Raw genomic sequence first — 22,396 nt, forward strand, 5'->3', positions numbered from 1 at the left:
TCGGCGAGCTCCTGGGCGTGGAGAAGCTGGGCGTGCAATACGACTTCGTCGCCCACGGCGGCAACACGCTCCTGGCGATCCGGGCGATGGTCCGGATCCGCAAGCAGGTCGGCGTCGACCTGCCGGTCCGCGGGCTGTTCTCGTTCACCACGGTGGCCGAGCTCGCCGCCGAGGTCGAGCGCCGCCTCGAAGCGGACCTCGACCAGCTCAGCGACGAAGAGGTCCGGGCCCAGCTGGCCGAAGGCGGGCCGGCGTGACGACGATCGACGAAACCGGCCGCGCCGCCGCCCGCCGCGCGTTGCTGGAACAGCGGCTGCGGCGGCGCGTGGAACCGGCCGCGACCATCACCGCGCGACCGGACGGCGACCCCGTCCCGCTGTCCTACCAGCAAGAACGCGTCTGGTTCATGGAGCAGTTCGCGCCGGGCACCACGTCGTACCACATCCCGGTGCCGATCCGGCTCACCGGCCGCCTCGACACCGCAGTGCTGCAGGCGGCGCTCGACGCCCTCCCGCCCCGGCACGAGGCGCTGCGGATGCGGTTCCCGGCCGGGGACGACGGGCAGCCGTCCGTCCACGTCGAACCGGTCGCCGCCGTCCCCCTGTCCATTGTGGACGCAGGCAGCGAGGAAGCGGCCCGGGCGGCGGTCGACGCCGCCGCGGCCGAGCCGTTCGACCTGGCCACCGGGCCGCTCCTCCGGGCGACCCTGGCGCGCATCTCCGACGACGAGCACCTCCTGGCCGTGTGCACGCACCACATCGTCGGCGACGGCTGGTCGGTCGACCTGCTCCTGCGCGACCTCGCGGCGCACTACCACGGCACGGCGGCCGCTCTGCCCGCCCTGCCGATCGGGTACGGCGACTTCGCGCACTGGCAGCGCCGGACGCTGACCGGGGCCGAACTCGACCGGCAGCTCGACCACTGGCGGGCCGCGCTCGACGGCGTCGAACCCCTGGAGCTGCCGACGGATCACCCGCGGCCGGCGACCCAGACGTTCGACGGCGCGATCCACGAGTTCTTCGTCGAGAAGGACCTCGCCCGTGCTCTCGGCGCGCTGAGCCGCGAACACGGCGTCACGCTGTTCATGACGCTGCTGGCCGCCTACCAGGTCCTCCTGGCGCGGTACTCGGGGCAGGAGGACTTCGCCGTCGGGTCGTCGTCGGCCGGGCGCGGGCTGCCCGAGCTCGAAGGCGTCGTCGGCATGTTCATCAACATGCTGCCGCTGCGCGCCCAGCTGGCCGGCGACCCCACCTTCGCCGAGCTCCTGGCCCGGACCCGCCGGCACGTGCTCGACGCGTTCGAGCACGCCGACGTCCCGTTCGAACGGCTGGTCAACGCCCTCGGCGTGCCGCGGGACGTCAGCCGATCGCCGGTGTTCCAGGCGATGTTCGTGCTGCAGAACTACGAGATGGGCCGGATGGGCGCGGCAGGCAAGTCCGCGGTCGACTTCCGCTGGCTGCCGATGGACCTGCCCGCCACCCGGTTCGACTTCGAGTTCCACGCGATCGAAGTCGAATCCGGGCTGATCGGCAAGTTCGTGCACAACACCGCGCTGTTCGGCGCGGAGACCGTCGCGGGCATGGCCGGGCGCCTGGTCACGCTGCTGCGGTCGATCGTCGCCGACGCCACGCGGCCGGTGTCCGAACTGGACCTCCTGGGCGACCAGCGGGACCTGGTCCTCGACCGGTGGAACGACACCGCGGGCGAGATCCCGCCGGGCACACTGCACTCGCTCGTCGAGACCCAGGCCGCCCGCACCCCGGACGCGCCCGCGGTCACCTTCCGCGGGCAGTCGCTGTCCTACCGGGAGCTGGACGAGCGGGCCAACCGGCTCGCCCACCGCCTGCGCGCACTCGGTGTCGGACCGGGCACCCTGGCCGGCGTCTTCGCGCAGCGGTCGTTCGAACTGGTCGTCGCGCTGCTCGGGGTGCTCAAGGCCGGAGGCGCGTACGTGCCGCTCGACCCGGAGTACCCGGCGGACCGGCTCGCCTTCATGCTCGAAGACGCGGCCGCGCCGGTCGTGCTGACCCAGGCCGCCCTGCGCGAGACCCTCCCACCGGGGGACGCCATCGTGGTCGTCCTCGACGAGCTGACCGGGCCGGGCGTGCCCGTGGAACCCCTGGCGAGCGCGGACGATCCCGCGTACGTCATCTACACCTCCGGCTCCACCGGGCGGCCGAAGGGCGTGCCGAACGGTCACCGCGGCATCGTCAACCGCCTCGACTGGATGCAGCGCGAATACGGCCTCGACGGCTCGGACGCGGTGCTGCAGAAGACGCCGGCGAGCTTCGACGTCTCGGTGTGGGAGTTCTTCTGGCCGCTGATCACCGGCGCGCGGCTCGTGCTGGCCGAACCCGGCGGCCACAAGGACGCGGCGTACCTGCGGGAACTGCTCGTCAGCGAAGGGATCACGACCGCGCACTTCGTGCCCTCGATGCTGAGCTTGTTCCTCGCGGAGCCGGGCATCGAGTCGGTGACGGCGCTGCGGCGGGTCGTCTGCAGCGGTGAGGAACTGCCCCTGGACACCGCGCGCGAGTTCGTCCGGCGCTTGCCGCACTGCGAACTGCTCAACCTCTACGGGCCGACCGAAGCCGCGATCGACGTCACCGCCTGGCACTGCACGCCCGAAGCCCTGGACCGGGTCGCGTCCGTGCCGATCGGGGCGCCGATCCGCAACACCCGGATCTACGTCCTCGACCGGCGCGGCAACCCGTGCCCGGTCGGCGTGCCCGGCGAACTGCACATCGCCGGTGCCGGATTGGCGCTGGGCTACCACCACCGGCCGGAGCTGACGGCCGAACGGTTCGTCGCGGATCCGTTCCACGGCGGCCGGATGTACCGCACCGGCGACCTCGCGCACTGGCGGCCCGACGGCACGATCGCGTTCCTCGGCCGGCTCGACCACCAGGTCAAGCTGCGGGGCCTGCGCATCGAGCTGGGCGAGATCGAGGCCCGCCTGCGGGAGCAGCCCGGCGTGACCGACGCGGTCGTGCTCGTCCGCGAGGACACGCCGGGGGACAAGCGGCTGGTCGGGTACGTCGTCGGCGCCGCGGACGCGGGCGCGCTGCGGACCGCGTTGAAGGAGACGCTGCCGGACTACATGGTCCCGCCGTCGTTCGTCACCCTCGACGCACTGCCGCTGACGCCGAACGGGAAGCTCGACCGCAAGGCGCTACCCGCCCCGGTCGCGGCCCGTGACGCCACCACGGCCCTGGTCGAACCGTCCGGGCCCCTGGAGGTGCTGCTCGCCGAAATCTGGCGGGACGTGCTCAAGGTCGACGAACTCGGCGTCGGCGACGACTTCTTCGACCTCGGCGGGCATTCGATGCTCGCCACCCAGGTCGTCGCGCGGATCGCGAAAGCCGGGCACCAGGCCGGCGTGATGGACCTGTTCCAGCACCGCACGATCCGCGAGCTGGCGGTGTTCCTGGCCGGCGACCGCGACGACTCGGGCCACCTGCTGTACGAGCTGACCAAGCCGGTTGCGAAGCCGACGCTCACCTACGTCTGCTTCCCCTACGGCGGCGGCAGCGCGATCGTCTACCAGCCCCTCGCGGACGCCCTGCCCAGCGGGTATTCGCTGTTCTCGGTGGCGATCCCCGGCCACGACGTCGGGCTCTCCGAAGAAGCCGTGCCCTTCGACGAACTGGTCGAACGGCTGGCGGACGAGGTCCTCGAACGCATCGACGGCCCCCTGGCCATCTACGGCCACTGCGGCGTCGGCAACGCCCTGGCCGTCGGCGTCGCCCGGCGCCTGGAAGAGCGTGGCCGCGAACTGGAGGTCGTCCACATCGGCGCGATCTTCCCGTTCGCGCGGATCAAGGGTGCGGTCGGGACACTGCGCACGCGGCTGGAGAAGCTGCGCAGCAACCGGTACTACGCGAACTGGCTCAAAGGCATGGGCGTCGACACCGACGACCTCGACCCGGCCCAGGCCGACCGGATCATCAGCAACATGCGCGCCGACAGCCGCGCCGCCGAGGAGTACTTCAGCGGCCTGCTCGACGCCCGCGTCGCCAAGCTGCGCGCGCCGATCGTCTCGGTCGTCGGCTCGGAGGACCCGGTCACCGACTACTACGCCGAGCGCTACCGCGAGTGGGAGTTCCTCACCGACCACACCGCGCTCGTGGTGCTCGACCAGGCCGGGCACTTCTTCCTCCGCTACCGCGCGGAGGAGCTGGCGGAGATCCTCACCCGGGTGTACCCGGCCCTCGACGAACCCGGAGACCTGCACGTCTCGGCCCGGGGAGAGGACGCCGGCTGGGCCGTGCACGACACCCACCGGGCCACCGTGGACGAAAAGCCCGCGGTGCCGCCGAGCATGGCCCGGTTCGTCACGGTCACCGTCGGCCAGCTGGTCTCCTCGACCGGCTCGGCGCTGACGTCGTTCGCGGTGCCGATCTGGCTCTACACGAAGACCGGCTCGGTCACCGACCTCGGCCTGCTCTGGGCGCTGGCCCTGCTGTGCGGGGTGCTGGTGCTGCCGGTGGCGGGCGCGCTGGTCGACCGCGGCGACCGCCGTCGCATCATGATCGCGGCCAGCGCGATCGCCGGGGTCATCCAGCTCGCGCTGGCGCTCCTGCTGACCGCGGGGAACCTCCAGCTGTGGTTCCTCTACGTGCTGATCCCGCTCGGGTCGGTCGCCGGGTCGATCCAGCGGATCGCCTACCAGTCGTCGGTGGCGCAGCTGGTGCCGAAGCAGTACCTCGGCCACGCGATGGGCCTCGCCCAGCTGTCCAACGGCTTCGCGCAGCTGCTGATGCCGGTGATCGCGGCCGGGCTGCTGGCGGCGATCCAGCTGTCCGGGATCCTGGTCCTCGACATGGCGAGCTACCTCTTCGCCGTCGTCAGCCTCCTGTTCGTCCGGTTCCCCGACCTGCTGGGCTGGCGCCCGCGCGAGCCGCTGCTGACGGCGATCGCGGGCGGGCTGAAGTACTCGTGGAACCACCGCGGCTTCCGCACCATGCTGCTGTACTTCGCGCTCGCCAACGTCTTCCTCGCGCCCGCGCTGGTGCTCGTCTCCCCGCTGGTGCTGTCCTTCGGCACGGTCACCGACGTCGCCCAGGTCGCGCTGGCCGAGGCGATCGGCGCGGTCGCCGGCGGCATCGGCATGGCGCTGTGGGGCGGCCCGCGCAAGCGGCGGATGGTCGGGGTCCTGTTCGGCAACGTCGGCATCGCGCTCGGCAGCCTGGTGATGGGCCTGCGCCCGTCGCTGGTCGTCGTCGCGGCCGGCGTGTTCCTGCTGGCCGCCGCGATGGCCGTCTCGCAGGGCATCTACGCGACGCTGGTGCAGGTCAAGGTGCCGCAGCGCTACCACGGCCGGGTGTTCGCGATCAACCAGACGATCACCTGGTCCACGCTGCCGATCGGGTTCGCGGTGCTGGCGCCGCTGGCCGTCGGCTGGTTCTCGCCGCTGCTCGCGCCGGGCGGGGCGCTGTCCGGGTCGGCCGGCGCGGTGCTCGGCACCGGCGAAGGCCGTGGCGTCGGGCTCGCCTACGTCGTCTACGCGCTGATCCTGCTGCTGATCAACGCCGGCGGGTTCGCCATCAAGCTGCTGCGCCGGTTCGACACCGAGGTCCCCGATTCGCTGCCGGACGACCTCGTCGGCGCCCAGGAACGGGAGCGGAAGCTCGCCGGGAAGGAGGCCACGTGACCGAGCCTGCGAGGTCACCATTCACCACAGCAGCGCCGCTCGCGGCGCCGCCGAGCGCCAGCGAGGAGGCCGCGTGAGCACCGTGGTGCTGATCAGGGAGGCCCGCGGGCACTGGGTCGGCGAGGTCGCCGCGGCGGTGCACGCGGCCGGGCACCGCGCGGTGCTGCTGGCGCCGCCGGTCGACGACGCCGAGCGCGCGTCGCTCGCCGCGCTGGTGGACGAAGTGGTCGCGGTCGACGACGTCTACGACGCCGAAGCCGTCGCCGCGAAGATCCGGTCGGCTTTCGGAGCGCCCGCGGCCGTGCTGACCGGTTCGGACGGGGCCATCGCGAGCACCGCGCGGGTCGCCGAGCTGCTCGGGGTCGCGCGGTGCCCGGCGTCGGTGTTCGCGGTGTGCGCGGACAAGTTCGCCGTCCGGGCGGCCCTGGCCGCGGCCGGGCTGCCCGGGCCCGAGGCCGCGCTGATCTCGTCGGCTTCCGAAGCGGCTTCGGTGGCGGAGCGGGTCGGGCTCCCGGCGATCGTCAAGCCGGTGAACGGTGCCGGCAGCAACCTGGTGCGCATGGTGTCCACCGTGGACGAGCTGGCGGCCGCCTGCGAGCTGCTGGCGGCTCGCCTGCCCGAGTCGGCCGACCCGCGCTACCACCGGCCGCTGGGGACGCTGGACCCGTCGGCGACCTTCCTGGCCGAGAGCTTCCTGAACGGCCCGGAGTACGCGGTGGACGTGCTGATCCGCGACGGCGTCGCCGAGCCGATCGAGATCCTCGACAAGCCGCTGATCGACGAGCGCAAGTTCGAGCTGGCCCTGTCCTGCCCGCCGGCCGGCCTCTCCGCCGAGCGGGCGGCACTGGTCACGGCGGCGGCGTCCGCCGCGGTGCTCGCGCTGGGCCTGGACAACACGGTCGCGCACGTCGAGGTGATCGACGACGAGCGGCGCGGCCCGACGATCGTCGAGGTCAACGCGGGCCGCCCGGCGGGCTCGATCATGCCGCTGCTGGCCAAGCTGCGCACCGGCATCGACGTGTTCGCCGAGCTGACCGCGCTCGCCCTGGGCGCGCCGCCGCCCGCGCGGGAACCGGCGAAACTGCCGATTCCCTTGGCGATGCTGATCCTCTACGCGTCCGGCTCCGGCACCTTGCGGAGCATCGGCGGCCTCGACGAGGTCGCCGCGCTGCCGGAGGTCGTCGACGTCGTCACGACGGTTTCGCCCGGCCAGGTGCTCACCGACGAGCAGGAGACGTACGCGGTCAACCTCGTCGTCGCCGGGTTCGCCGATCACGACGATCTCGCGGCTTTGCACGCCGAAGCGAGCAAGCTGATCCGGCTGGAGGTTTCGTGAAGACCGCGTTCATCGTGCGGGAGACGCGCGGGCACTGGATCGGGGACTTCGCGGCCGCCGTCCGGGCGTCGGGGTGGCGGGCCGAGCTCGTCACCGAGCCCCTGGACGACGCCGAGCGGGCCGCGCTGGGCCCGCTCGTGGACGGGTTCGTCGTCGTCGAGGACGTCCGGGACGTCGCCGCCGTCGCCGACGCGCTCCGGGACCGGGAACCCGCCGCGGTGCTGACCGCGGCGGAGGGGATCATCGCGAGCACCGCCCAGGTGGCCGAGCTGCTCGGGGTCGCGCGGTGCCCGGCGTCGGTGTTCACCCTGGCGCACAACAAGTTCGCCGTCCGGGAGCGGCTCGCCGAAGCGGGGCTGCCGGGCCCGCGTTGCGCGTTGTTCGCCGACCCGGCCGAGGCCGCGCGGATCGCCGCGCGGGTCGGCCTCCCGGCGATCGTCAAGCCGGTGAACGGTGCCGCCAGCACCCTGGTCCGCACGGTGTCCACTGTGGACGAACTGGTGGCCGCCTATGAGGTGCTGGCCGCCCGGCTGCCGGAGAACGCGGACGCGCGCTACCACCGCCCGCTGCCCGGAGGCATCGACCCGCTGCGCGTGTTCCTCGTCGAGGGCCGGCTCGACGGGCCGGAGTACGCGGTGGACGTGCTGGTCCGCGCCGGGGTGGCGGAGACCGTCACGGTGGTCGGCAAACCGCTGATCGACGAGCGGAAGTTCGAGCTCGGTATGGTCTGCCCGCCGTTCGGGCTGTCCGCACGGGGCGCGGAGGCGATCCGCTCGGCCGCGGCCGCCGCGGTGCTCGCTCTCGGGCTCGACCAGACGGTCGCGCACGTCGAGGTGATCGACGACGCGGAGCTCGGGCCGGTGGTCGTCGAGGTCAACGCCGGCCGTCCGGCCGGGGGAGCGCAGCCCGCACTGCTGAAGCTCGCCACCGGCATCGACGTCACCGCCGAAGCCGTCTCCCTCGCCCTCGGTACGCCACCGCCCGCGCGGGGCACCGGGCTGCCGGTGCCGGTCGGGTACCTGGTCGTCTACGCCGAAGGTACCGGGCGGCTGGTGCGCGTCGAAGGCACCGATGCCGTCGCGGACCTGCCCGAGGTCCTCGACGTCGTCACCATCGTTTCGCCCGGCCAAGTGCTCACCGACGACCAGGAGATCTACGCCGTCAACGTCCTCGTCGCCGGCTTCGCCGACGCAGACGACCTGGCCGCGCTGCACGCCGAGGCCACCAAGCTCGTCCGATTCGAACTGGAGGAAGCATGACCGCTGTGACATCCGGGACTTCGCCGGCGCAGCTGCAGGGCAACGAGCACACCCGGATCGCCGTCTTCCCGGCCGCGGACTTCGCGGCCGTGGAGGCGCACCTGCCGCGGCTGCAGGACCACCTGCGCGAGCACGGCGCGATCCTGCTGCGCGGGCTGCCCGCCGACCTCGACCTGTTCAACACCGTCACCGAGGCGATCGGCGGGGCGCTGCTCACCTACACCGAACGGTCGACGCCGCGCTCGGCGGTGGCGGGCAACATCTACACCTCGACCGAGTACCCGCCCGCCGAGTCGATCCCGATGCACAACGAGAACTCCTACTCGGCGAGCTGGCCGGCGCGGCTGTTCTTCCTGTGCGACACCGCCGCGGAAACCGGTGGGGCGACACCCATCGCGGACAGCCGGGCGATGTTCCGGCTGTTGCCCGAAGACCTGCGGGAGCGGTTCGCGGGCGGCGTCACCTACACCCGCGCGTTCCGCGAAGGGCTCGGGCTGACCTGGCAGGAGGCGTTCCAGACCGAGGACCGCGCGGCCGTCGAGGACTACTGCGCGAGCCACGGCCAGACGCATCAGTGGACCGAGGAAGGGCTGCGCACGCGGCACGTCCGGCCGTCCTTCGTGGAAGAGCCGCACACCGGGGACACCGTGTGGTTCAACCAGGCCAACCTCTTCCACGTTTCCAGCCTCGGCGAAGAGGTCAGCGAGGCGCTGCTGGAGCTGTACCCGGAGGAGGATCTGCCGCGCAACGCCTACTTCGCCGACGGCAGCCCGATCCCCGTCGCGGACATCGAAAAGATCCGCGAGGTCTACGACGAAGTCAGCTACGCGTTCCCGTGGCAGACTGGTGACATCATGGTGATCAACAACATGCTGATGGCGCACGGCCGCGAGCCGTTCACCGGCAAGCGGCGCATCCTGGTGGCGATGACGGGATGACCGCACCGGTGGTGGTGCTGCTCGCCCACCCGCGGCCGGGCAGCTTCAACCACGCGCTCGCCGCGCGGGTGGCCGCCGCGCTGGAGCGGGCCGGGGTGCCGGTGCGGTTCCACGACCTGTACGCCGAAGGCTTCGACCCGGTCCTGACCGCGGAAGAGGCCTACACCAGCGGGACCCGGGCGGAGGAGTTCCTCGCCGCCGAACCGGACCCGCTGGTGCGGCGGCACCGGGAGGAAGTGGGTACCGCGGGCGGGCTCGTCGCGATTCACCCGAACTGGTGGGGCAAGCCGCCGGCGATCCTCAGCGGCTGGCTCGACCGGATCCTCGTCCCCGGCGTGGCCTACCGGCTCGACGACGCCGGCGGCGCGCCCGAGTCGCTGCTGTCCCTGCGGCGGCTGCTGGTGGTCAACACGTCGGACACCCCGGAGGAGCGGGAGCGGACGCTGTTCGGCGACCCGCTGGACGCGATCTGGCGGCGCTGCCTCGCGCCGTACCTCGGCGAGCCCGAGGTGCGGCGGATGGTGCTGCGGGTGGTGGCCGACACCGACGCGGCTCAGCGGGCCGCGTGGCTCGACGACGTCGAAGCGGAGGTGCTGTCGCTCTTCGGTTAGCTCGCCTTCAGCGCGTCGAAGACCAGCTCGGCCGCCTGCGCGATGAGCCGGTCGTCGTGGTCGGCGTTCTCGGCCTGTCGGCTGGACATGATCGCCAGGACGATCGGTGCCCGCCCCGGCGGCCAGACGACCGCGATGTCGTTGCGCGTGGCGTATTCGCCGGTGCCGGTCTTGTCGGCGACGGCCCACCCGGCCGGCGTACCCGCCCGGATCACGGTCGCGCCGGTCTTGTTCGCGCGCATCATGTCCGTGTAGATGGTCCGCTTCTCCGGCGCCAGCGCGTCGCCGAGGGCGAAGGTGCGCAGGGTGCCGGCCATCGCGCGCGGGGTGCTCGTGTCGCGGAGGTCGCCCGGCGCGAGGTCGTTGAGCGCGGGTTCGGTCCGGTCGACGTGGGTGGTCGTGTCGCCGATCGCGCGCAGCGCGGCGGCGAGTCCCGGCGGCCCGCCGAGTTCCCGGAACAGCAGGTTCGCCGCGGTGTTGTCGCTGTAGCGCAACGCCGCGTCGATCGCGTCGCGCAGCGAGATGCCGGTGCCGACGTGCTTTTCGGTGACGGGGGAGTTCTCCTGCAGGTCGGCCCGGCTGTAGGTCAGCACCTTCGCGAGGTCTTCGATGCCGGTGCGCTGGAGGACGGCCGCGGCGGAGAACGCCTTGTGCGCCGAGGCGTAGCCGAAGCGCTCGTCGGCGCGGTGGGCGATCTCGCGGCCGGAGCCGGTGTCGAGGGCGTACACGCCGAGGCGGGCGTCGAAGCTGCGTTCGAGCGGGGCGAAGTCCGGCTGCGGTGCCGCGGCTGGTGCCGGTGCCGGTGCCGGTGCCGCGGCCGGTAACGGCTTCGGTGCTTCCGCCGTGCAGGCGGTCAGCGGGACGAGGAGCAGCGCGGCGAGCGCGGCCCACCTGGCTGGGGGGAACGGCACGAAGACTTCCTTCCGGTTTCTTGATCGTCCTCCGCAGTCTCACGACGTTCGTTCATGCTGTCCAAGACGGAACTGTGCGGTTCGATGCCGATCCGGCATAAGATGAGGTCGTGGACCTGGTCGGCGGCTGCAGGGCGTTCGTGAGCGTGAGCGAAACGGGGAGTTTCACGGCGGGCGCGGCGCTCGCGCGGATCCCGCAGCCGGTCGCCAGCCGGCGCATCGCCGCGCTCGAGCGGCACTTCGGGGAGCGGCTCTTCGACCGCTCGACCCGCCGGGCGCGGCTCACGCCGTTCGGCCGGGACGTGCTGCCCTCGGCCCGCCGCCTGGTGCAGCTGGCCGAGGCGATGGAACACGACGCGAAGCAGGCCCGGCTGCGGCCGGTGCGGGTGGCCGTACCGGCGACGTGCGGGGTGCGGGAGCTCGCCGCGCTCGCCGCCGAAGCGCGGGCGCAGGAGATCCACCTCGAGTTCCGCGCGGCGGGGCCGGGGGAGCGGGCCGAGCTCGTCCGCACGAACGAGGTGCGGGCCGCGCTCACGGCGGTCCCGGCCGGGGAAGCCGTGTGGTCGGTGCCGCTGGGGGTCGCCGGCGTGGCGCCCCTGCCGAGCCGGGTCGTGCACCTGGAGACGCTGCGGGTGGGCCGGTCCGCCGGCGTGCGGCGCCGGGTCTGGGTCCAGCCGGAGGACGACGTCCCGCACGTTCGCGACGGGATGCTGCGGGTGCGGGACGCGGTGGGGCTGTCCCCGGCCCAGGTGGCGGTGGCCGATTCGCTGACGTCGGCGGCCGCGGAGGTGTTCGCGTCCGAAGACCTGCTGCTGTGCTCGGTGGCGCAGGCGGAGGACCTGGGGCTGTCCTGGCGCCCGATCGGCGAGCTGGAGCCGGCCCGCGGCTTCGGCGTCACGGCGGCACTGGCCGAGGACGCGGACCGGCTCCGGACGACGTTGCGCGCGGCGGTCGGCCGGTGCCTCGGCGCCGCCCGGTGACCGCCTCGCTGGTCCGCGACCTGCGGGCGGCACTGGACGCGGGCGGCCTGCGCGGCTCGTTCCTGGTCCGCGACCTGCGGTCGGGCGCCGAACTCGGCATCGACCCGGACCGCGAGTACCCGATCGCCTCCCTGGTCAAGGTCCCCCTGGCGGCGGTCACCCTGGACCGCATCCGCCGGGGCGAGCTCGACGCGGCCACCCAGCTGGAGGTACCACCCGGCGGCGTCACCACCCCCGGCCCGATCGGCCTGACCCGCTTCCGCCACCCGGCTCGCGTGGCCGTCGGCGACTTGGTGTACTTGAGCACGTCCCTGAGCGACGGGACGGCCGCGGACGTCCTGTTCGGACTGACACCGCCGCCGGAGATCACGCGGGTGCTGGGGGAGTGGGGCATTCCCGGGATCGCGGTGCGCCACCTCATGCGCGACCTGGTGCGGACCCCGGCCGAGCGGTTCGACGCGGGCGAGGCGGACTTGGCCCACGCGCTGGCCATCAGCGCATCGACGGCGGGCCAGGGCCACCGCCTCCCCCAGCTCGACGTCACGCGCGCGAACTCGGCGTCGGCCCGCGCGCTGCTCTCGCTGCTGGAAGCGCTGTGGACACCATCGAAGATCGACCCGGCGGTGGCCGGCGGCGTGCGCGACCTGATGGCGAACAACATGATCCGCCACCGGTTGACCCCCGAGTTCGCCTCCGACGCGGCCCGGTGGTCGTCGAAGACGGGAACCCTGCTGAACATGCGGCACGAGATGGGCGTGGTCGAGCACGCGGACGGCGGGGTGTTCGCGGTGGTGGCGCTGACCGAGTCGAGGGTGCCGGCGGCGATCCAGCCGGAGGCGGAGGTCTTGATGACCCGGGTGGCCCGAGCCCTGCGCGACGAGCTGCGCGGACGCTGAGAAAGCGTCCGGGGGCCGGGCGGTGATCATCACGGGGCCGGCGACGCATCGCCGCCCGAGCGCCCAGCCTCCGGTGCGACCCCGCCGCCCGGCCCCGCCCCGTAGCCGCCGACCGGCCAGCCCCGGCGCGACCCCGCCGCCCGGCCGGAAGCCGCCGGTCAGGCTGGTGTCTTCACCTCGAACTCCACCTCGGCCGTCTCCACCGTTCCGGCCGTGCGGCCCGGTGCGGTCTGGTACTTCCAGTACAGGTTCGTGTGCGCGATGACCTGCCCGGGCGGCGGCGCCCCGTAAGCCGTCAGATCCTCCGTCGAGTGCGCGTCCGCCACCAGCGCCACGTCATAACCCCGGGCGAGCGCGCCGTGCAGCGTCGAGCGGATGCACGCGTCCGTCTGCGCCCCGGCCACCACCAGCGACCCCACGCCCCGGGCCGCCAGTACCTCTTCGAGGTCGGTGTCCTCGAACGAGTCGCCGTACTCCTTGTGCACCAGGGGTTCCCCCTCCGCGCGCACCAGCTCCGGCACGTACTCCCACGTCCGGCTTCCGCGCGGCAGCTCCTCACTGGTGTGCTGCACCCACACCACCTCGGTGCCGGCGGCGCGGGCGCGGTCCACCAGCGTGATGATGTTGGCCAGCACGGTTTCGCGCTCGTGTGCCGTCTCCATCACGCCGTTCTGCACGTCGACGACGAGCAGGGCGGTGTGCGGACGGCCGGTCAGTGTGGTCATGGCGTCACCCTAACCACCGGCACCGACAGTTTCCGCGAAGTAGCATGCCCGGCATGGACTACGGGATGCTCTTGCTCGGTGTCGTCTTGCTGGTCGCGGTCGTCGGACTGGCGTCGTCCGCCACCGACCGCAAGCTCGGCCGGGTCGACCGCCGCCTCGCGCGGGTGGAGCGGAAGCTCGACGCGATCGCCGACCGGCTCGGCGTGTCCACCGGGGAGCCGGAGCTCCCCGAGGTGACCGAGTTGCTGCGGCAGGGCAAGAAGATCCAGGCGATCAAGGCCTACCGGGACAGCACCGGCGCCGACCTCAAGGAGGCCCGCGACGCCGTGGAGCGGCTCACCTAGGTGCCCCGCCGATGTGCTTGGCGGACACCGCTTCCCACACCGCGTCGAAGTCGTCGTACCGGTCGCTGTCCGGCAGCCCGCCGAGCGAGCCCAGCACCGAGTCACCGCCGCCCGCCGCGGCTGCCCGGCGCAGGAGCTCGTCGCGGCCGCAGGGGTACTCGGTCTCGGACAGGTGCTGCTCGAGGCTGGTCCGGTCCGGAGCGGGCATCGCACACCTCCTGATCGTTCTCCTGACCCGGCGTACCCGGGGCGGCCGGGAAGGAAACTCAGCCCACGACGATCGTGTGCTCCGAGCGCGGTTCCAGGAACCCGATCACCGGGTGGCCCGGCAGTTCCCCGGCGACCAGCAGGCCGCCGGACGTCTGCGCGTCGGCCAGCAACAGCGCCTCCTCCGGCGAGATGCGGGACAGGTCGGCGTGCGGGCGGACCCAGTCGAGGTTCCGGCGGGTGCCGCCGCTGACGTACCCGTCGCGCAGCGCCTCCCGCGCGCCCTCGAGGTACGGCACCGCCGCCGGGTCCACCCGGGCCGTCACGCCGCTGGCGCGCGCCAGCTTGTGCAGGTGCCCCAGCAGGCCGAACCCCGTCACGTCGGTGGCGCACACGGCCCCGGCGGCCAGCGCGGCCCGGGCCGCGGGAGCGTTCAGCGTCGTCATCGCGTCGATGGCCTGCGAAAACCGTTCGCCGGTGGCCTTGTGCCGCGAATTGAGCACGCCGATGCCGAGCGGCTTGGTCAACGTCAGCGGCACGCCGGCCCGGCCCGCGTCGTTGCGCAGCAGCCGCGCGGGGTCCGCGATGCCGGTCACCGCGAGCCCGTACTTCGGCTCCGGGTCGTCGATGCTGTGCCCCCCGGCCAGGTGACACCCCGCCTCGGCACAGACGTCGAGGCCGCCGCGCAGGACCTCCGCGGCCAGCTCGAACGGCAGCGTCTCCCGCGGCCAGCCGAGCAGGTTCACCGCCACCACCGGCATGCCGCCCATGGCGTAGACGTCGGACAGCGCGTTGGCGGCGGCGATCCGGCCCCAGTCGTAGGCATCGTCGACGACCGGGGTGAAGAAGTCCGTGGTGGCGATGAGCGCGGTGTCGCCGGAGATCCGGACCGCGGCCGCGTCGTCGCCGGTGTCGAGGCCGACGAGCAGCTCGCCAGGAGGATCGGCGGGCACGGCACCGGTCAGGCCGGCCACGGCCGCTTCCAGTTCGCCGGGCGGGATCTTGCACGCGCACCCGCCGCCGTGCGCGTACTGCGTCAGTCGGTAACCCACCGGTTCATCGTGCCCCCCGGGCGCGAACTTGGCAGGATGGGCCCATGGTGCAGGGAGGCGTATCCGGCCTGGTGACCGGCGCGGTCTTCAAAACCGTCGAACGGCAGGTTCTGCCGCTGGCGGGTTCGATTCCCGTCCGCCTCCGCCATGCCTGACCCGCGCCGCGCGATCCCGCGGACCGACGCGGTCCTGGCCGAGCCCCGGATCGCCAAGGCCGCCGGATCGCTCGGCCGGGACCTGGTCAAAGCGGTGGTCAACGACGTCCAGCAGGCGGTGCGGGCGGGGGAGATCGCCCCCGGCGACGTCGTCGACACCGTGCTGGCCCGGCTCCCGGCGAGTGCGTCCTCGCTGCGGCCGGTGATCAACGCGACCGGCGTCGTCGTGCACACCAATCTCGGCCGCGCGCCCCTGTCGGCGGCCGCGCGCGACGCCGTCGTCGCGGCCGGTGGCGCCACCGACGTCGAATTCGACCTCGCGACCGGCGAGCGGGCCCGGCGCGGCCGCGGCGCCCTCGCGGCGCTGCGAGCGGCCGTGCCGGACGCCGGTGCGGTGCACGTGGTCAACAACAACGCGGCGGCCCTGCTGCTCTGCGCACTCGCGCTGGCCCCGGGCCGGGAGATCGTCGTCAGCCGGGGTGAGCTGGTCGAGATCGGCGACGGCTTCCGGATCCCGGACCTGCTGGAATCGGCCGGCGCGCGGCTGCACGAGGTCGGGACCACGAACCGGACGTCGATCCGGGACTACGCCGCGGCGATCGGCCCGGACACCGGGTTCGTGCTCAAGGTCCACCCGTCGAACTACCGCGTCACCGGGTTCACCGCGGAAGCGGGGCTGGGCGAGCTGGCCGGGTTCGGCGTGCCCCTGGTCGCCGACATCGGCTCCGGCCTGCTGGCCCCGCACCCGCTGCTGCCGGACGAACCGGACGCGGCGAGCGCGCTGCGGGCGGGCGCCACGATCGTCACCGCGAGCGGGGACAAGCTGCTCGGCGGCCCGCAGGCCGGCCTGCTGCTCGGCGACGCGGACGTCGTCGAACGGCTGCGGCGGCACCCGGCCGCGCGGGCCCTGCGCGTCGACAAGCTCACCCTCGCCGCCCTCGAAGCGACACTGCGCGGGCCGGAACCTCCGGTGCGCGTCGCGCTCGACATGTCCCTCGCGAGCTTGCGAGAACGAGCCGAAGCGCTGGTCAAGGTCCTCGAGAACGCCGATGCCCAGGTGGTCGCGTCGGTCGCGGCCGTCGGCGGCGGGGGAGCGCCGGGCGTCGAGCTGCCCAGCGTCGCGGTGAGCCTGCCCGCCCGGTACGCGGCCGCGCTGCGCACGGGCGAGCCCGCCGTGGCCGGCCGCGTCGTCAAGGACCGCTGCCTGCTCGACCTGCGGACCGTGCCCCCGGAAGAGGACGCGAAGCTGCGGGAAGCCGTCCGCCGATGCGGGTGATCGTCACCGCCGGCCACGTCGACCACGGGAAGTCCACGCTCGTGCGGCGGCTGACCGGGATGGAACCGGACCGGTGGGCCGAGGAACGCCGTCGCGGCCTCACCATCGACCTCGGCTTCGCGTGGACCCGGATCGGCGCCGAGGACGTCGCGTTCGTGGACGTGCCGGGCCACGAGCGGTTCGTGCCGAACATGCTCGCCGGCGCCGGGCCGGCCCCGGCGGTGCTGTTCGTCGTCGCCGCGGACGAGGGCTGGATGCCGCAGTCGGCCGAGCACCTGGCGGCCCTGGACGCGTTCGGCGTCCGCCGTGGGCTCCTGGTCGTCACCAAGGCCGACCGCGCCGACGCGGCCGCCGCGACGGCCGTCGCGCTGCGGGAGATCGCCGCGACGTCGCTCGGGGCCGTTCCGAGCGTCGCCGTCAGCGGCACCACGGGCGCGGGCCTGGCCGGCCTGCGCACGGCGATCGGGGAGCTCACCGCCGGCCTGCCGGTGCCCGATCCGGACGCCGACGTGCGGCTGTGGATCGACCGGGCCTTCACGGTTTCGGGGGCCGGCACCGTCGTCACGGGCACGCTGGCCGCCGGCACGATCACCACCGGCGACGAGTTCGCGCTGGGGCCGGCGCGGGTGAAGGTCCGCGCCCTGCAGGCGCTGGGCGAACCCCGCGACCGGGTCGAAGCCGTGGCCAGGGTCGCGGTGAACCTGCGCGGCACCGCCCGCGGTGACGTCCGCCGCGGCGACGTCCTGCTCACGCCGGGCCGGTGGCGCACCACGGCCGAGTTCGACGTCCGGCTGCGCGGCGCGGCCGCCGCCGACCTGCACCGCGAACTGGTGCTGCACCTGGGCACGGCGGCGGTGCCGGTGCGGGTCCGTCCACTCGGGACGGACACCGCGCGGCTCACCACGGCCACCGCGCTGCCGCTGCGCACCGGCGACCGCGGCCTGCTGCGCGATCCCGGCGAGCACCGGATCGCCGCCGGGTTCGACGTCCTCGACGTCGACCCGCCCGCCCTGTCCCGCCGCGGCGCGGCGCGGGCCCGCGGCCGCGAGCTGGCCGAATCCGACCTCGCCCGGGTTTACCTGCGCCGCAAGGGTTTCGTGCGCACGGAGGACTTCACGGCGATGGGCCTGCGCTCGACGGGGGAGCGGCTGGGCGAGTGGTGCGCGGACGAGGAGCGGCTCGCGGCGTCGCGCACGCAGGCGGCCTCGGTGGTGGGAGCGTGGGACAGCACGGCCGCGGGCGTACCGGTGGAGGCGCTGCGGCAGCGGCTCGGGCTGCCCGCCCCGGAGCTGGTCGTCCCCGTGGTGCGGGGCACCGGGTTCGAGGTGGCGGGCGGGCTGGTCCGCCGTCCCGGCGCCGGGCTCGCCCCCGCCGTCGAGAAGGCGCTCGAAGTGGTCGCCGAACGGCTCGCCGAGCACCCGTTCCGCGCGCCCGAGGCGGACGAGCTGCGAGCACTGGGCCTCGGCCGCCGAGAGCTGGCGGCGGCGGTCCGCCTCGGCCGGTTGACGGCGGTCGCCGAAGGAGTGGTGCTCGGCCCGGACGTGGAAGAGCGAGCCGTGGAGGAGCTGCGCCGGCTGCCCCAGCCGTTCACGGTTTCGGCGGCCCGCAAGGCCCTCGACAGCACCCGCCGCGTGATGATCCCGCTGCTGGAGCGCCTGGACGCGGCGGGCCGGACCGAACCCCTCGGCGACGGCACCCGCCGCACGACGGGCTAGAGCGCCCGGTTTCCGCCCGGCCGGCGGTCGCCGACGGAGCGGTCTAGCCCGGGCGGCGCTCTTCGCCGACGAGCGACTGCGTCCCGAGGACACCCAGCAGCGCCAGGCGCTCGGCCTCGTCGCTGCCGGGCTCGGCGGTGTAGACCATGAGACGCAGGTCGCTGCCCGCGACGCTCAGGACGTCGCAGTCCAGGGTCAGCGGGCCGACGTCCGGGTGGTCGATGGTCTTGCGGGCGGACTCGTGGTGGGCGACGGCTCCCGATTCCCACAGGGCGGCGAAGCGGGTGCTGCGCCGCCGGAGGTCGGTGATGAGTGCGTGGAGGTCCCGGTCGTCGGGGTAGCGGCCGGCGGTGCCGCGCAGGTCAGCGACCAACGCCGCCTGCAGCGTGTCGCGGGAGCCGGGGGTGTCGCGGACCCGGGTGTTCGGGTTGAGGAAATTGCGCCGGACGCCGTTGAGGTCGCTGCCGTGCCATTCGCCCATCAGGGCCGTATGGAGCGGGTTGGCGAGCAGCTGGTTCCAGGCCGCGTCGAAGACGGCGACGGGTGTGCCGGCCAGCCGGTCCAGCATGCGGTGGACGCCGGGCGTGATGTGCCGGGGGACCGTGCCGGGGCCCGGGGGCGCGAGGCCGGCCAGCCGGAACAGGTGCGTCCGTTCGTCCTGGGTGAGGCGCAGGGCCCGGGCCAGTGCTTCGACGACCTGGGCCGAAGGGCTGGTGGCGCGGCCCTGCTCGAGCCGGATGACGTAGTCGGCGGAGATGCCGGCCAGCTGGGCCAGTTCCTCGCGGCGCAGCCCGGCGGCGCGGCGGCGGTGGCCCGCGGGCAGGCCGGCGGCCTGGGGTGAGACGCGGTCGCGCCAGTGGCGCAGGGCCGTGCCGAGTCCGGTGTTCGCCATCCCCCGATTGTGCAAGCCGGCCGGTCGCTTGTCCTGGTACCGCCCGTCCCAGGAAAACCGGACACTTCCCGCCGCCGCGGTCCGGGCCGATCGTGGTGGCAGCACCCCGGAAGGAACGGAACCCATGAACCAGCTCGCTCTCGTGACCGGCGCCACCTCCGGCATCGGCCGGGCCTTCGCCGAACGCCTCGCCGCCGACGGCCACGACCTGATCGTCACCGGCCGCCGAGAGGACCGCCTCGCCGAGTTCGCCGCCGCGCACCCGGACGTGAGGGTGCGCACGGTCGCCGCCGATCTGTCCACCGACGACGGCGTCGGCACCGTCGCCGCGCTCTGCGCCGCCGAGCCGCTGACCATGCTCGTGAACAACGCCGGTGTCGCCCACTACATGCCGCTGGCGCAGCTGCCCGCCGACAAGGCCGCCGAGCTCGTCCACGTCAAGGTCGCCGCGCCCACCATGCTCACCCGGGCCGCGGTCGCGGGCATGCGGGAACGCGGCGAGGGGAAGATCGTCAACGTGGCCGGGATGATCGCCTTCAGCGGTCCCGCCGACTCCTCCGTCCTGCCCCGCCGCGCGGTCTACGCCGGGTCCCTGGCCTACCTCGTCGCCCTGTCCCAGGCCCTGAACGCCGAGCTCGAGGGCACCGGCGTCGGGGTGCAGGTGCTGTGCCCGGGCGTCGTCGCCACCGAGTTCCACGAGCGCCAGGGGCTGGACCTCGGCGCGGTGCCGCGCATGTCCGCCGCCGACGTCGTCACCGCGTCCCTACGCGGCTTCGAGCTCGGTGAGGTCGTCACCGCTCCGGGGGTCGAGGACGCCGGCCTGCTCGCCGCCGTCTTCCGGGCCGACCTCGCCGCCTTCGGCGGGCAGCGCCCGGAACTCGCCTCCCGCTACCGCTGAATCCCGCCGAAGAACCCGCTCAGCGCGGTGGCGAGCGCCTCGGGGTTCTCCTCGGCCACGTGGTGCCCCGACTCGATCGCGTGCCCGCGCAGGTCGGCCGTCCACGGCCGCCAGACGGCCAGGACGTCGCCGTAGAGGTCTTCCATGTCGTCGTCCCGGGACCACAGCACCAGCGTGGGGCAGGTGATCCGCCGCCCGGCGGCGCGGTCGGCGTCGTCGTGGGCGCGGTCGACACCCAGGCCCGCGCGGTAGTCCTCGAGCATCGCGGTGACCGTGGCCGGGTCGTGGATCGCGCGGTGGAAGTCGGCGAAGTTCTCCTCGCCGAGCCGTTCGGGGGTGTTCCTCGTGCGGACGTCGTACCAGGCGTCGGGGTCGGCGGTGATCACCCGCTCGGGTATTTCCGGCTGGGCGAAGAAGAACCAGTGGTACCAGTCCCGGGCGAACCGTGCGTCGCACCGGGCGAGGGCCTCGCCGATCGGGACGGCGTCGAGGATGGCCGCGCCGCGGACCACGTCCGGGTGGTCGAGCGCCAGCCGCGTCGCCACGTAGGCGCCGCGGTCGTGGCCCGCCACGAAGAACTCTTCATGCCCGAGGTGCCGCATCAGCGCGACGCAGTCCGCCGCCATGACGCGTTTGCTGTAGGGCGTGTGCTCCGCGTCGGTCGGCGGCTTGGTGGACTCGCCGTAGCCACGGGTGTCCGGGCACACGACGGTGAACCGCTCCGCGAGCCGCGGAGCGACGCGGTGCCACGTCGTGTGCGTCCGCGGATGCCCGTGCAGCAGCAGGACCGGCGGCCCGGACCCGCCGTGGCGCACCCGCAGTGTCACCGCACCGACGTCGGCGCGGTCCAGTGTGAAGCCCTCGAACACCTACTGCCCCCGGACATGAGCCCGCTGCCGCACCCCGGGGTTCCGGGATGCGGCAGCGGAGAAACGGGTCACTTCTTGTCCGTGACACCCTTCACAGCGTCCTTGATCTTCTCGCCGGCCTGCTTGAGCGAGCCCTTGGCCTGCTCGGACTTGCCTTCGGCCTGCCACTGCTCGTTGTCGGTGGCGTCGCCGACGGCTTCCTTGGCCCGGCCCTTGAGCTCTTCGCCCTTGTTTTCCAGTTTGTCGTTCATCAGGGTGCACCTTCCGTCACGGCGACATTTCCGGATCGGCCAGTCGCCAAAAGGGCCTTGACAGACTGATACCCACTCCTCGCGCGGCTACACATCGGCGGGCAGGTGGCCGCCCATCCGCTCGATCCGCTGGATCGCCGGCTCCGCGAGCACGCCGTGCACGATGACCGACACCGCGACGGCGAGGGCGCCGACCCGCCAGAGCACGTCCTGCTGCGGCACGGGGAGCCGGTTGAGCGTGTAGGCCAGGTAGTAGAGCGTCCCGATGCCGCGTACGCCGAAGAACGCGATCGCCGCGGTGGCGGGCCGTCCCGGCGACGGCGCGCCGAGCAGGGACAGCCAGCCCACCAGCGGCCGGACCACCAGCACGGCGACGACGGCGATCACCACTTCGAGGGGTTGCAGCCCGCGCAGCAGGCCGTCGCCGATCGCCAGGCCCAGCCCCAGCAGGGCGAGCGGGACGAACAGCCGTTCCAGCTGGTGGCCGAAGGCGTGCAGGACGCCGTGGTACTCGTGCTCGCGCTCCTGCGTGCGCACCGCGACCGCCGCGACGAACACGGCGACGAACCCGTTGCCGTGCACCACTTCCGAGATGGCGTAGGGCACGAACGCCAGCGCGAGCAGGACCAGCCCGTCGGCGTACTCGGCCAGCCGCAGCCGGTCCGACGGCGTCCGGAAGATCGCCCAGCCGAGCAGCCGCCCGGTGACCAGGCCGGCCACGACGCCGACGACCAGCGGCAGCAGTAGGTCCACCAGCACCCAGGACGGATCGAGGCGGGGCTCGCCGCTCGCCAGGGCCAGGCCGAGCAGGACGAACGGCATGGTGAGGCCGTCGTTGAGCCCGGCTTCCGTCGTCAGCGTGAAGCGGATTTCGTTGTTCCGGGCCAGTTCCGGCTCGACGTCGGGGTGCGGGACGCCGATGTCGCCCGCCAGCACCGGGTCGGTCGGCGCCAGCGCCGCGGCCAGCAGCAGCGCGACGCCGGGAGCGAGCGCGAGCCACCAGTACCCGAGCACGGCGATCGCGAGGATCGACACCGGCATGGTGACCGCGAGCAACCGCCACGTCGACCCCCACCGGCGCAGGCCGAACGGGCGGTCGACCGACAGTCCCGCCCCGGCGAGCGCGACGAGAATGCCCAGCTGAGCGAAGGATTCCACGCTGTCCAGGTGGGCGGCCGGGTCGCTCCAGCCGTTGCCGTAGGGGGCCGGCAGCGGGAGCAGCCCGACCACGATCCCGGCCACCAGCATCACCAGCGGCACGGAAAACGGCCGGTCGGCGACCAGCTTGGGCACGATCGCCGCCGCGAGCGCGAGCAGGCCGGCCACTCCGAACAACACCGTCAACGATGACAAAGGTCTCCTCCTGCGCGCTCGTCCCGCACCACCGCGGCCAGGAGACCCGGGCGAGCGTGGATGCCGGGTTCCACC

At 73.5% G+C, this 22,396-nt stretch carries 20 protein-coding genes and 1 tRNA gene; 13 read left to right on the forward strand and 8 right to left on the reverse strand.

The window, feature by feature from the left end; translation table 11 throughout:
- The 6 genes from ACFVYA_RS40420 to ACFVYA_RS40445 all read left to right on the forward strand — a co-directional run.
- The coding region (locus ACFVYA_RS40420) for a phosphopantetheine-binding protein (RefSeq protein ID WP_387052666.1) at nt 1-257 on the forward strand (257 nt) is incomplete at its 5' end.
- On the forward strand, nt 254-5,653 hold the full coding sequence (locus ACFVYA_RS40425) for an amino acid adenylation domain-containing protein (RefSeq protein ID WP_387052668.1): 5,400 nt from the start codon (nt 254-256) through the stop codon (nt 5,651-5,653). The genes ACFVYA_RS40420 and ACFVYA_RS40425, both read left to right, overlap by 4 nt.
- A 73-nt stretch (nt 5,654-5,726) precedes the next feature.
- Nucleotides 5,727-6,989, forward strand: coding sequence for an ATP-grasp domain-containing protein (locus tag ACFVYA_RS40430; RefSeq protein WP_387052670.1), 1,263 nt, complete (start codon nt 5,727-5,729; stop codon nt 6,987-6,989).
- A complete protein-coding gene (locus ACFVYA_RS40435; RefSeq protein WP_387052671.1) occupies nt 6,986-8,248 on the forward strand; it encodes an ATP-grasp domain-containing protein in 1,263 nt (420 codons plus the stop codon). The genes ACFVYA_RS40430 and ACFVYA_RS40435 overlap by 4 nt, the downstream gene beginning before the upstream one ends.
- The gene (locus ACFVYA_RS40440; protein WP_387052673.1) at nt 8,245-9,186 is read left to right on the forward strand and encodes a TauD/TfdA family dioxygenase; all 942 of its coding nucleotides are present in this window, start codon (nt 8,245-8,247) and stop codon (nt 9,184-9,186) included. The genes ACFVYA_RS40435 and ACFVYA_RS40440 overlap by 4 nt, the downstream gene beginning before the upstream one ends.
- Nucleotides 9,183-9,797 carry an NAD(P)H-dependent oxidoreductase gene (locus tag ACFVYA_RS40445; RefSeq protein ID WP_387052675.1) on the forward strand — a complete coding sequence of 205 codons (615 nt, stop codon included), beginning with the start codon at nt 9,183-9,185 and terminating at the stop codon, nt 9,795-9,797. The genes ACFVYA_RS40440 and ACFVYA_RS40445 overlap by 4 nt, the downstream gene beginning before the upstream one ends.
- Here ACFVYA_RS40445 and bla read toward each other — a convergent pair.
- Entirely contained in the window at nt 9,794-10,708 is a 915-nt protein-coding gene (bla, locus tag ACFVYA_RS40450) for a class A beta-lactamase (protein WP_387052677.1), read from the reverse strand. The genes ACFVYA_RS40445 and bla overlap by 4 nt on opposite strands.
- Before the next feature lie 110 nt (nt 10,709-10,818).
- Here bla and ACFVYA_RS40455 point away from each other — a divergent pair, with 110 nt between their 5' ends.
- Nucleotides 10,819-11,688, forward strand: coding sequence for a LysR family transcriptional regulator (locus tag ACFVYA_RS40455; RefSeq protein WP_387052679.1), 870 nt, complete (start codon nt 10,819-10,821; stop codon nt 11,686-11,688).
- The gene (locus ACFVYA_RS40460; RefSeq protein ID WP_387052704.1) at nt 11,685-12,584 is read left to right on the forward strand and encodes a serine hydrolase; all 900 of its coding nucleotides are present in this window, start codon (nt 11,685-11,687) and stop codon (nt 12,582-12,584) included. Before ACFVYA_RS40455 ends, ACFVYA_RS40460 begins: the two co-directional genes overlap by 4 nt.
- Before the next feature lie 158 nt (nt 12,585-12,742).
- On the opposite strand, the gene ACFVYA_RS40465 is transcribed toward ACFVYA_RS40460, so the two are convergent.
- Nucleotides 12,743-13,309 (reverse strand): cysteine hydrolase family protein, encoded by a 567-nt coding sequence (locus ACFVYA_RS40465; RefSeq protein WP_387052681.1) that lies wholly within the window; start codon nt 13,307-13,309, stop codon nt 12,743-12,745.
- Nucleotides 13,310-13,362: 53 nt separating this feature from the next.
- Between ACFVYA_RS40465 and ACFVYA_RS40470 the strand changes: the two genes are divergently transcribed.
- Entirely contained in the window at nt 13,363-13,653 is a 291-nt protein-coding gene (locus tag ACFVYA_RS40470; RefSeq protein ID WP_387052683.1) for a hypothetical protein, read from the forward strand.
- Here ACFVYA_RS40470 and ACFVYA_RS40475 read toward each other — a convergent pair.
- Both ACFVYA_RS40475 and selD read right to left on the reverse strand, forming a co-directional pair.
- The gene (locus tag ACFVYA_RS40475) at nt 13,646-13,861 is read right to left on the reverse strand and encodes a DUF2795 domain-containing protein (RefSeq protein ID WP_103340712.1); all 216 of its coding nucleotides are present in this window, start codon (nt 13,859-13,861) and stop codon (nt 13,646-13,648) included. The two genes, ACFVYA_RS40470 and ACFVYA_RS40475, sit on opposite strands and share 8 nt — an antisense overlap.
- A 58-nt stretch (nt 13,862-13,919) precedes the next feature.
- Complete coding sequence (gene selD, locus ACFVYA_RS40480) at nt 13,920-14,912, reverse strand: selenide, water dikinase SelD (protein ID WP_387052685.1); 993 nt, start codon at nt 14,910-14,912, stop codon at nt 13,920-13,922.
- A gap of 53 nt (nt 14,913-14,965) precedes the next feature.
- Here selD and ACFVYA_RS40485 point away from each other — a divergent pair.
- The 3 genes from ACFVYA_RS40485 to ACFVYA_RS40495 all read left to right on the forward strand — a co-directional run bounded on the left by ACFVYA_RS40485 (nt 14,966) and on the right by ACFVYA_RS40495 (nt 18,058).
- A tRNA-Sec gene (locus ACFVYA_RS40485) sits at nt 14,966-15,060 on the forward strand.
- A complete protein-coding gene (selA, locus tag ACFVYA_RS40490) occupies nt 15,060-16,343 on the forward strand; it encodes an L-seryl-tRNA(Sec) selenium transferase (protein WP_387052687.1) in 1,284 nt (427 codons plus the stop codon). The genes ACFVYA_RS40485 and selA overlap by 1 nt, the downstream gene beginning before the upstream one ends.
- The gene (locus ACFVYA_RS40495) at nt 16,334-18,058 is read left to right on the forward strand and encodes a SelB C-terminal domain-containing protein (RefSeq protein WP_387052689.1); all 1,725 of its coding nucleotides are present in this window, start codon (nt 16,334-16,336) and stop codon (nt 18,056-18,058) included. The genes selA and ACFVYA_RS40495 overlap by 10 nt, the downstream gene beginning before the upstream one ends.
- 43 nt (nt 18,059-18,101) lie before the next feature.
- Here the strand turns inward: ACFVYA_RS40495 and ACFVYA_RS40500 are convergent, their stop codons facing one another.
- Nucleotides 18,102-18,950, reverse strand: a complete 849-nt coding sequence (locus tag ACFVYA_RS40500) for a helix-turn-helix transcriptional regulator (RefSeq protein ID WP_387052691.1) — start codon at nt 18,948-18,950, stop codon at nt 18,102-18,104.
- Nucleotides 18,951-19,074: 124 nt separating this feature from the next.
- Here ACFVYA_RS40500 and ACFVYA_RS40505 point away from each other — a divergent pair, with 124 nt between their 5' ends.
- Nucleotides 19,075-19,848 (forward strand): SDR family NAD(P)-dependent oxidoreductase, encoded by a 774-nt coding sequence (locus tag ACFVYA_RS40505; protein WP_387052693.1) that lies wholly within the window; start codon nt 19,075-19,077, stop codon nt 19,846-19,848.
- Here the strand turns inward: ACFVYA_RS40505 and ACFVYA_RS40510 are convergent.
- The 3 genes from ACFVYA_RS40510 to ACFVYA_RS40520 form a co-directional block, all read right to left on the reverse strand.
- Nucleotides 19,839-20,717, reverse strand: coding sequence for an alpha/beta fold hydrolase (locus tag ACFVYA_RS40510; protein WP_387052695.1), 879 nt, complete (start codon nt 20,715-20,717; stop codon nt 19,839-19,841). The genes ACFVYA_RS40505 and ACFVYA_RS40510 overlap by 10 nt on opposite strands.
- Nucleotides 20,718-20,785: 68 nt before the next feature.
- Complete coding sequence (locus tag ACFVYA_RS40515; RefSeq protein ID WP_013226939.1) at nt 20,786-20,968, reverse strand: CsbD family protein; 183 nt, start codon at nt 20,966-20,968, stop codon at nt 20,786-20,788.
- Nucleotides 20,969-21,055: 87 nt separating this feature from the next.
- Nucleotides 21,056-22,321 carry a cation:proton antiporter gene (locus tag ACFVYA_RS40520; protein WP_387052697.1) on the reverse strand — a complete coding sequence of 422 codons (1,266 nt, stop codon included), beginning with the start codon at nt 22,319-22,321 and terminating at the stop codon, nt 21,056-21,058.
- Nucleotides 22,322-22,396 lie beyond the last annotated feature (75 nt).

The organism is Amycolatopsis sp. NPDC058278, from assembly GCF_042881395.1.
Lineage (GTDB): Bacteria > Actinomycetota > Actinomycetes > Mycobacteriales > Pseudonocardiaceae > Amycolatopsis.

Bases quoted from the DNA above. Each gene is read 5' to 3' on its own strand.
- ACFVYA_RS40440 (WP_387052673.1), top strand. From the start codon at position 8,245: ATGACCGCTGTGACATCCGGGACTTCGCCGGCGCAGCTGCAGGGCAAC.
- ACFVYA_RS40445 (WP_387052675.1), top strand. From the start codon at position 9,183: ATGACCGCACCGGTGGTGGTGCTGCTCGCCCACCCGCGGCCGGGCAGC.
- ACFVYA_RS40465 (WP_387052681.1), bottom strand. From the start codon at position 13,309: ATGACCACACTGACCGGCCGTCCGCACACCGCCCTGCTCGTCGTCGAC.
- ACFVYA_RS40470 (WP_387052683.1), top strand. From the start codon at position 13,363: ATGGACTACGGGATGCTCTTGCTCGGTGTCGTCTTGCTGGTCGCGGTC.
- ACFVYA_RS40475 (WP_103340712.1), bottom strand. From the start codon at position 13,861: ATGCCCGCTCCGGACCGGACCAGCCTCGAGCAGCACCTGTCCGAGACC.
- selA (WP_387052687.1), top strand. From the start codon at position 15,060: ATGCCTGACCCGCGCCGCGCGATCCCGCGGACCGACGCGGTCCTGGCC.
- ACFVYA_RS40495 (WP_387052689.1), top strand. From the start codon at position 16,334: ATGCGGGTGATCGTCACCGCCGGCCACGTCGACCACGGGAAGTCCACG.
- ACFVYA_RS40500 (WP_387052691.1), bottom strand. From the start codon at position 18,950: ATGGCGAACACCGGACTCGGCACGGCCCTGCGCCACTGGCGCGACCGC.
- ACFVYA_RS40505 (WP_387052693.1), top strand. From the start codon at position 19,075: ATGAACCAGCTCGCTCTCGTGACCGGCGCCACCTCCGGCATCGGCCGG.
- ACFVYA_RS40515 (WP_013226939.1), bottom strand. From the start codon at position 20,968: ATGAACGACAAACTGGAAAACAAGGGCGAAGAGCTCAAGGGCCGGGCC.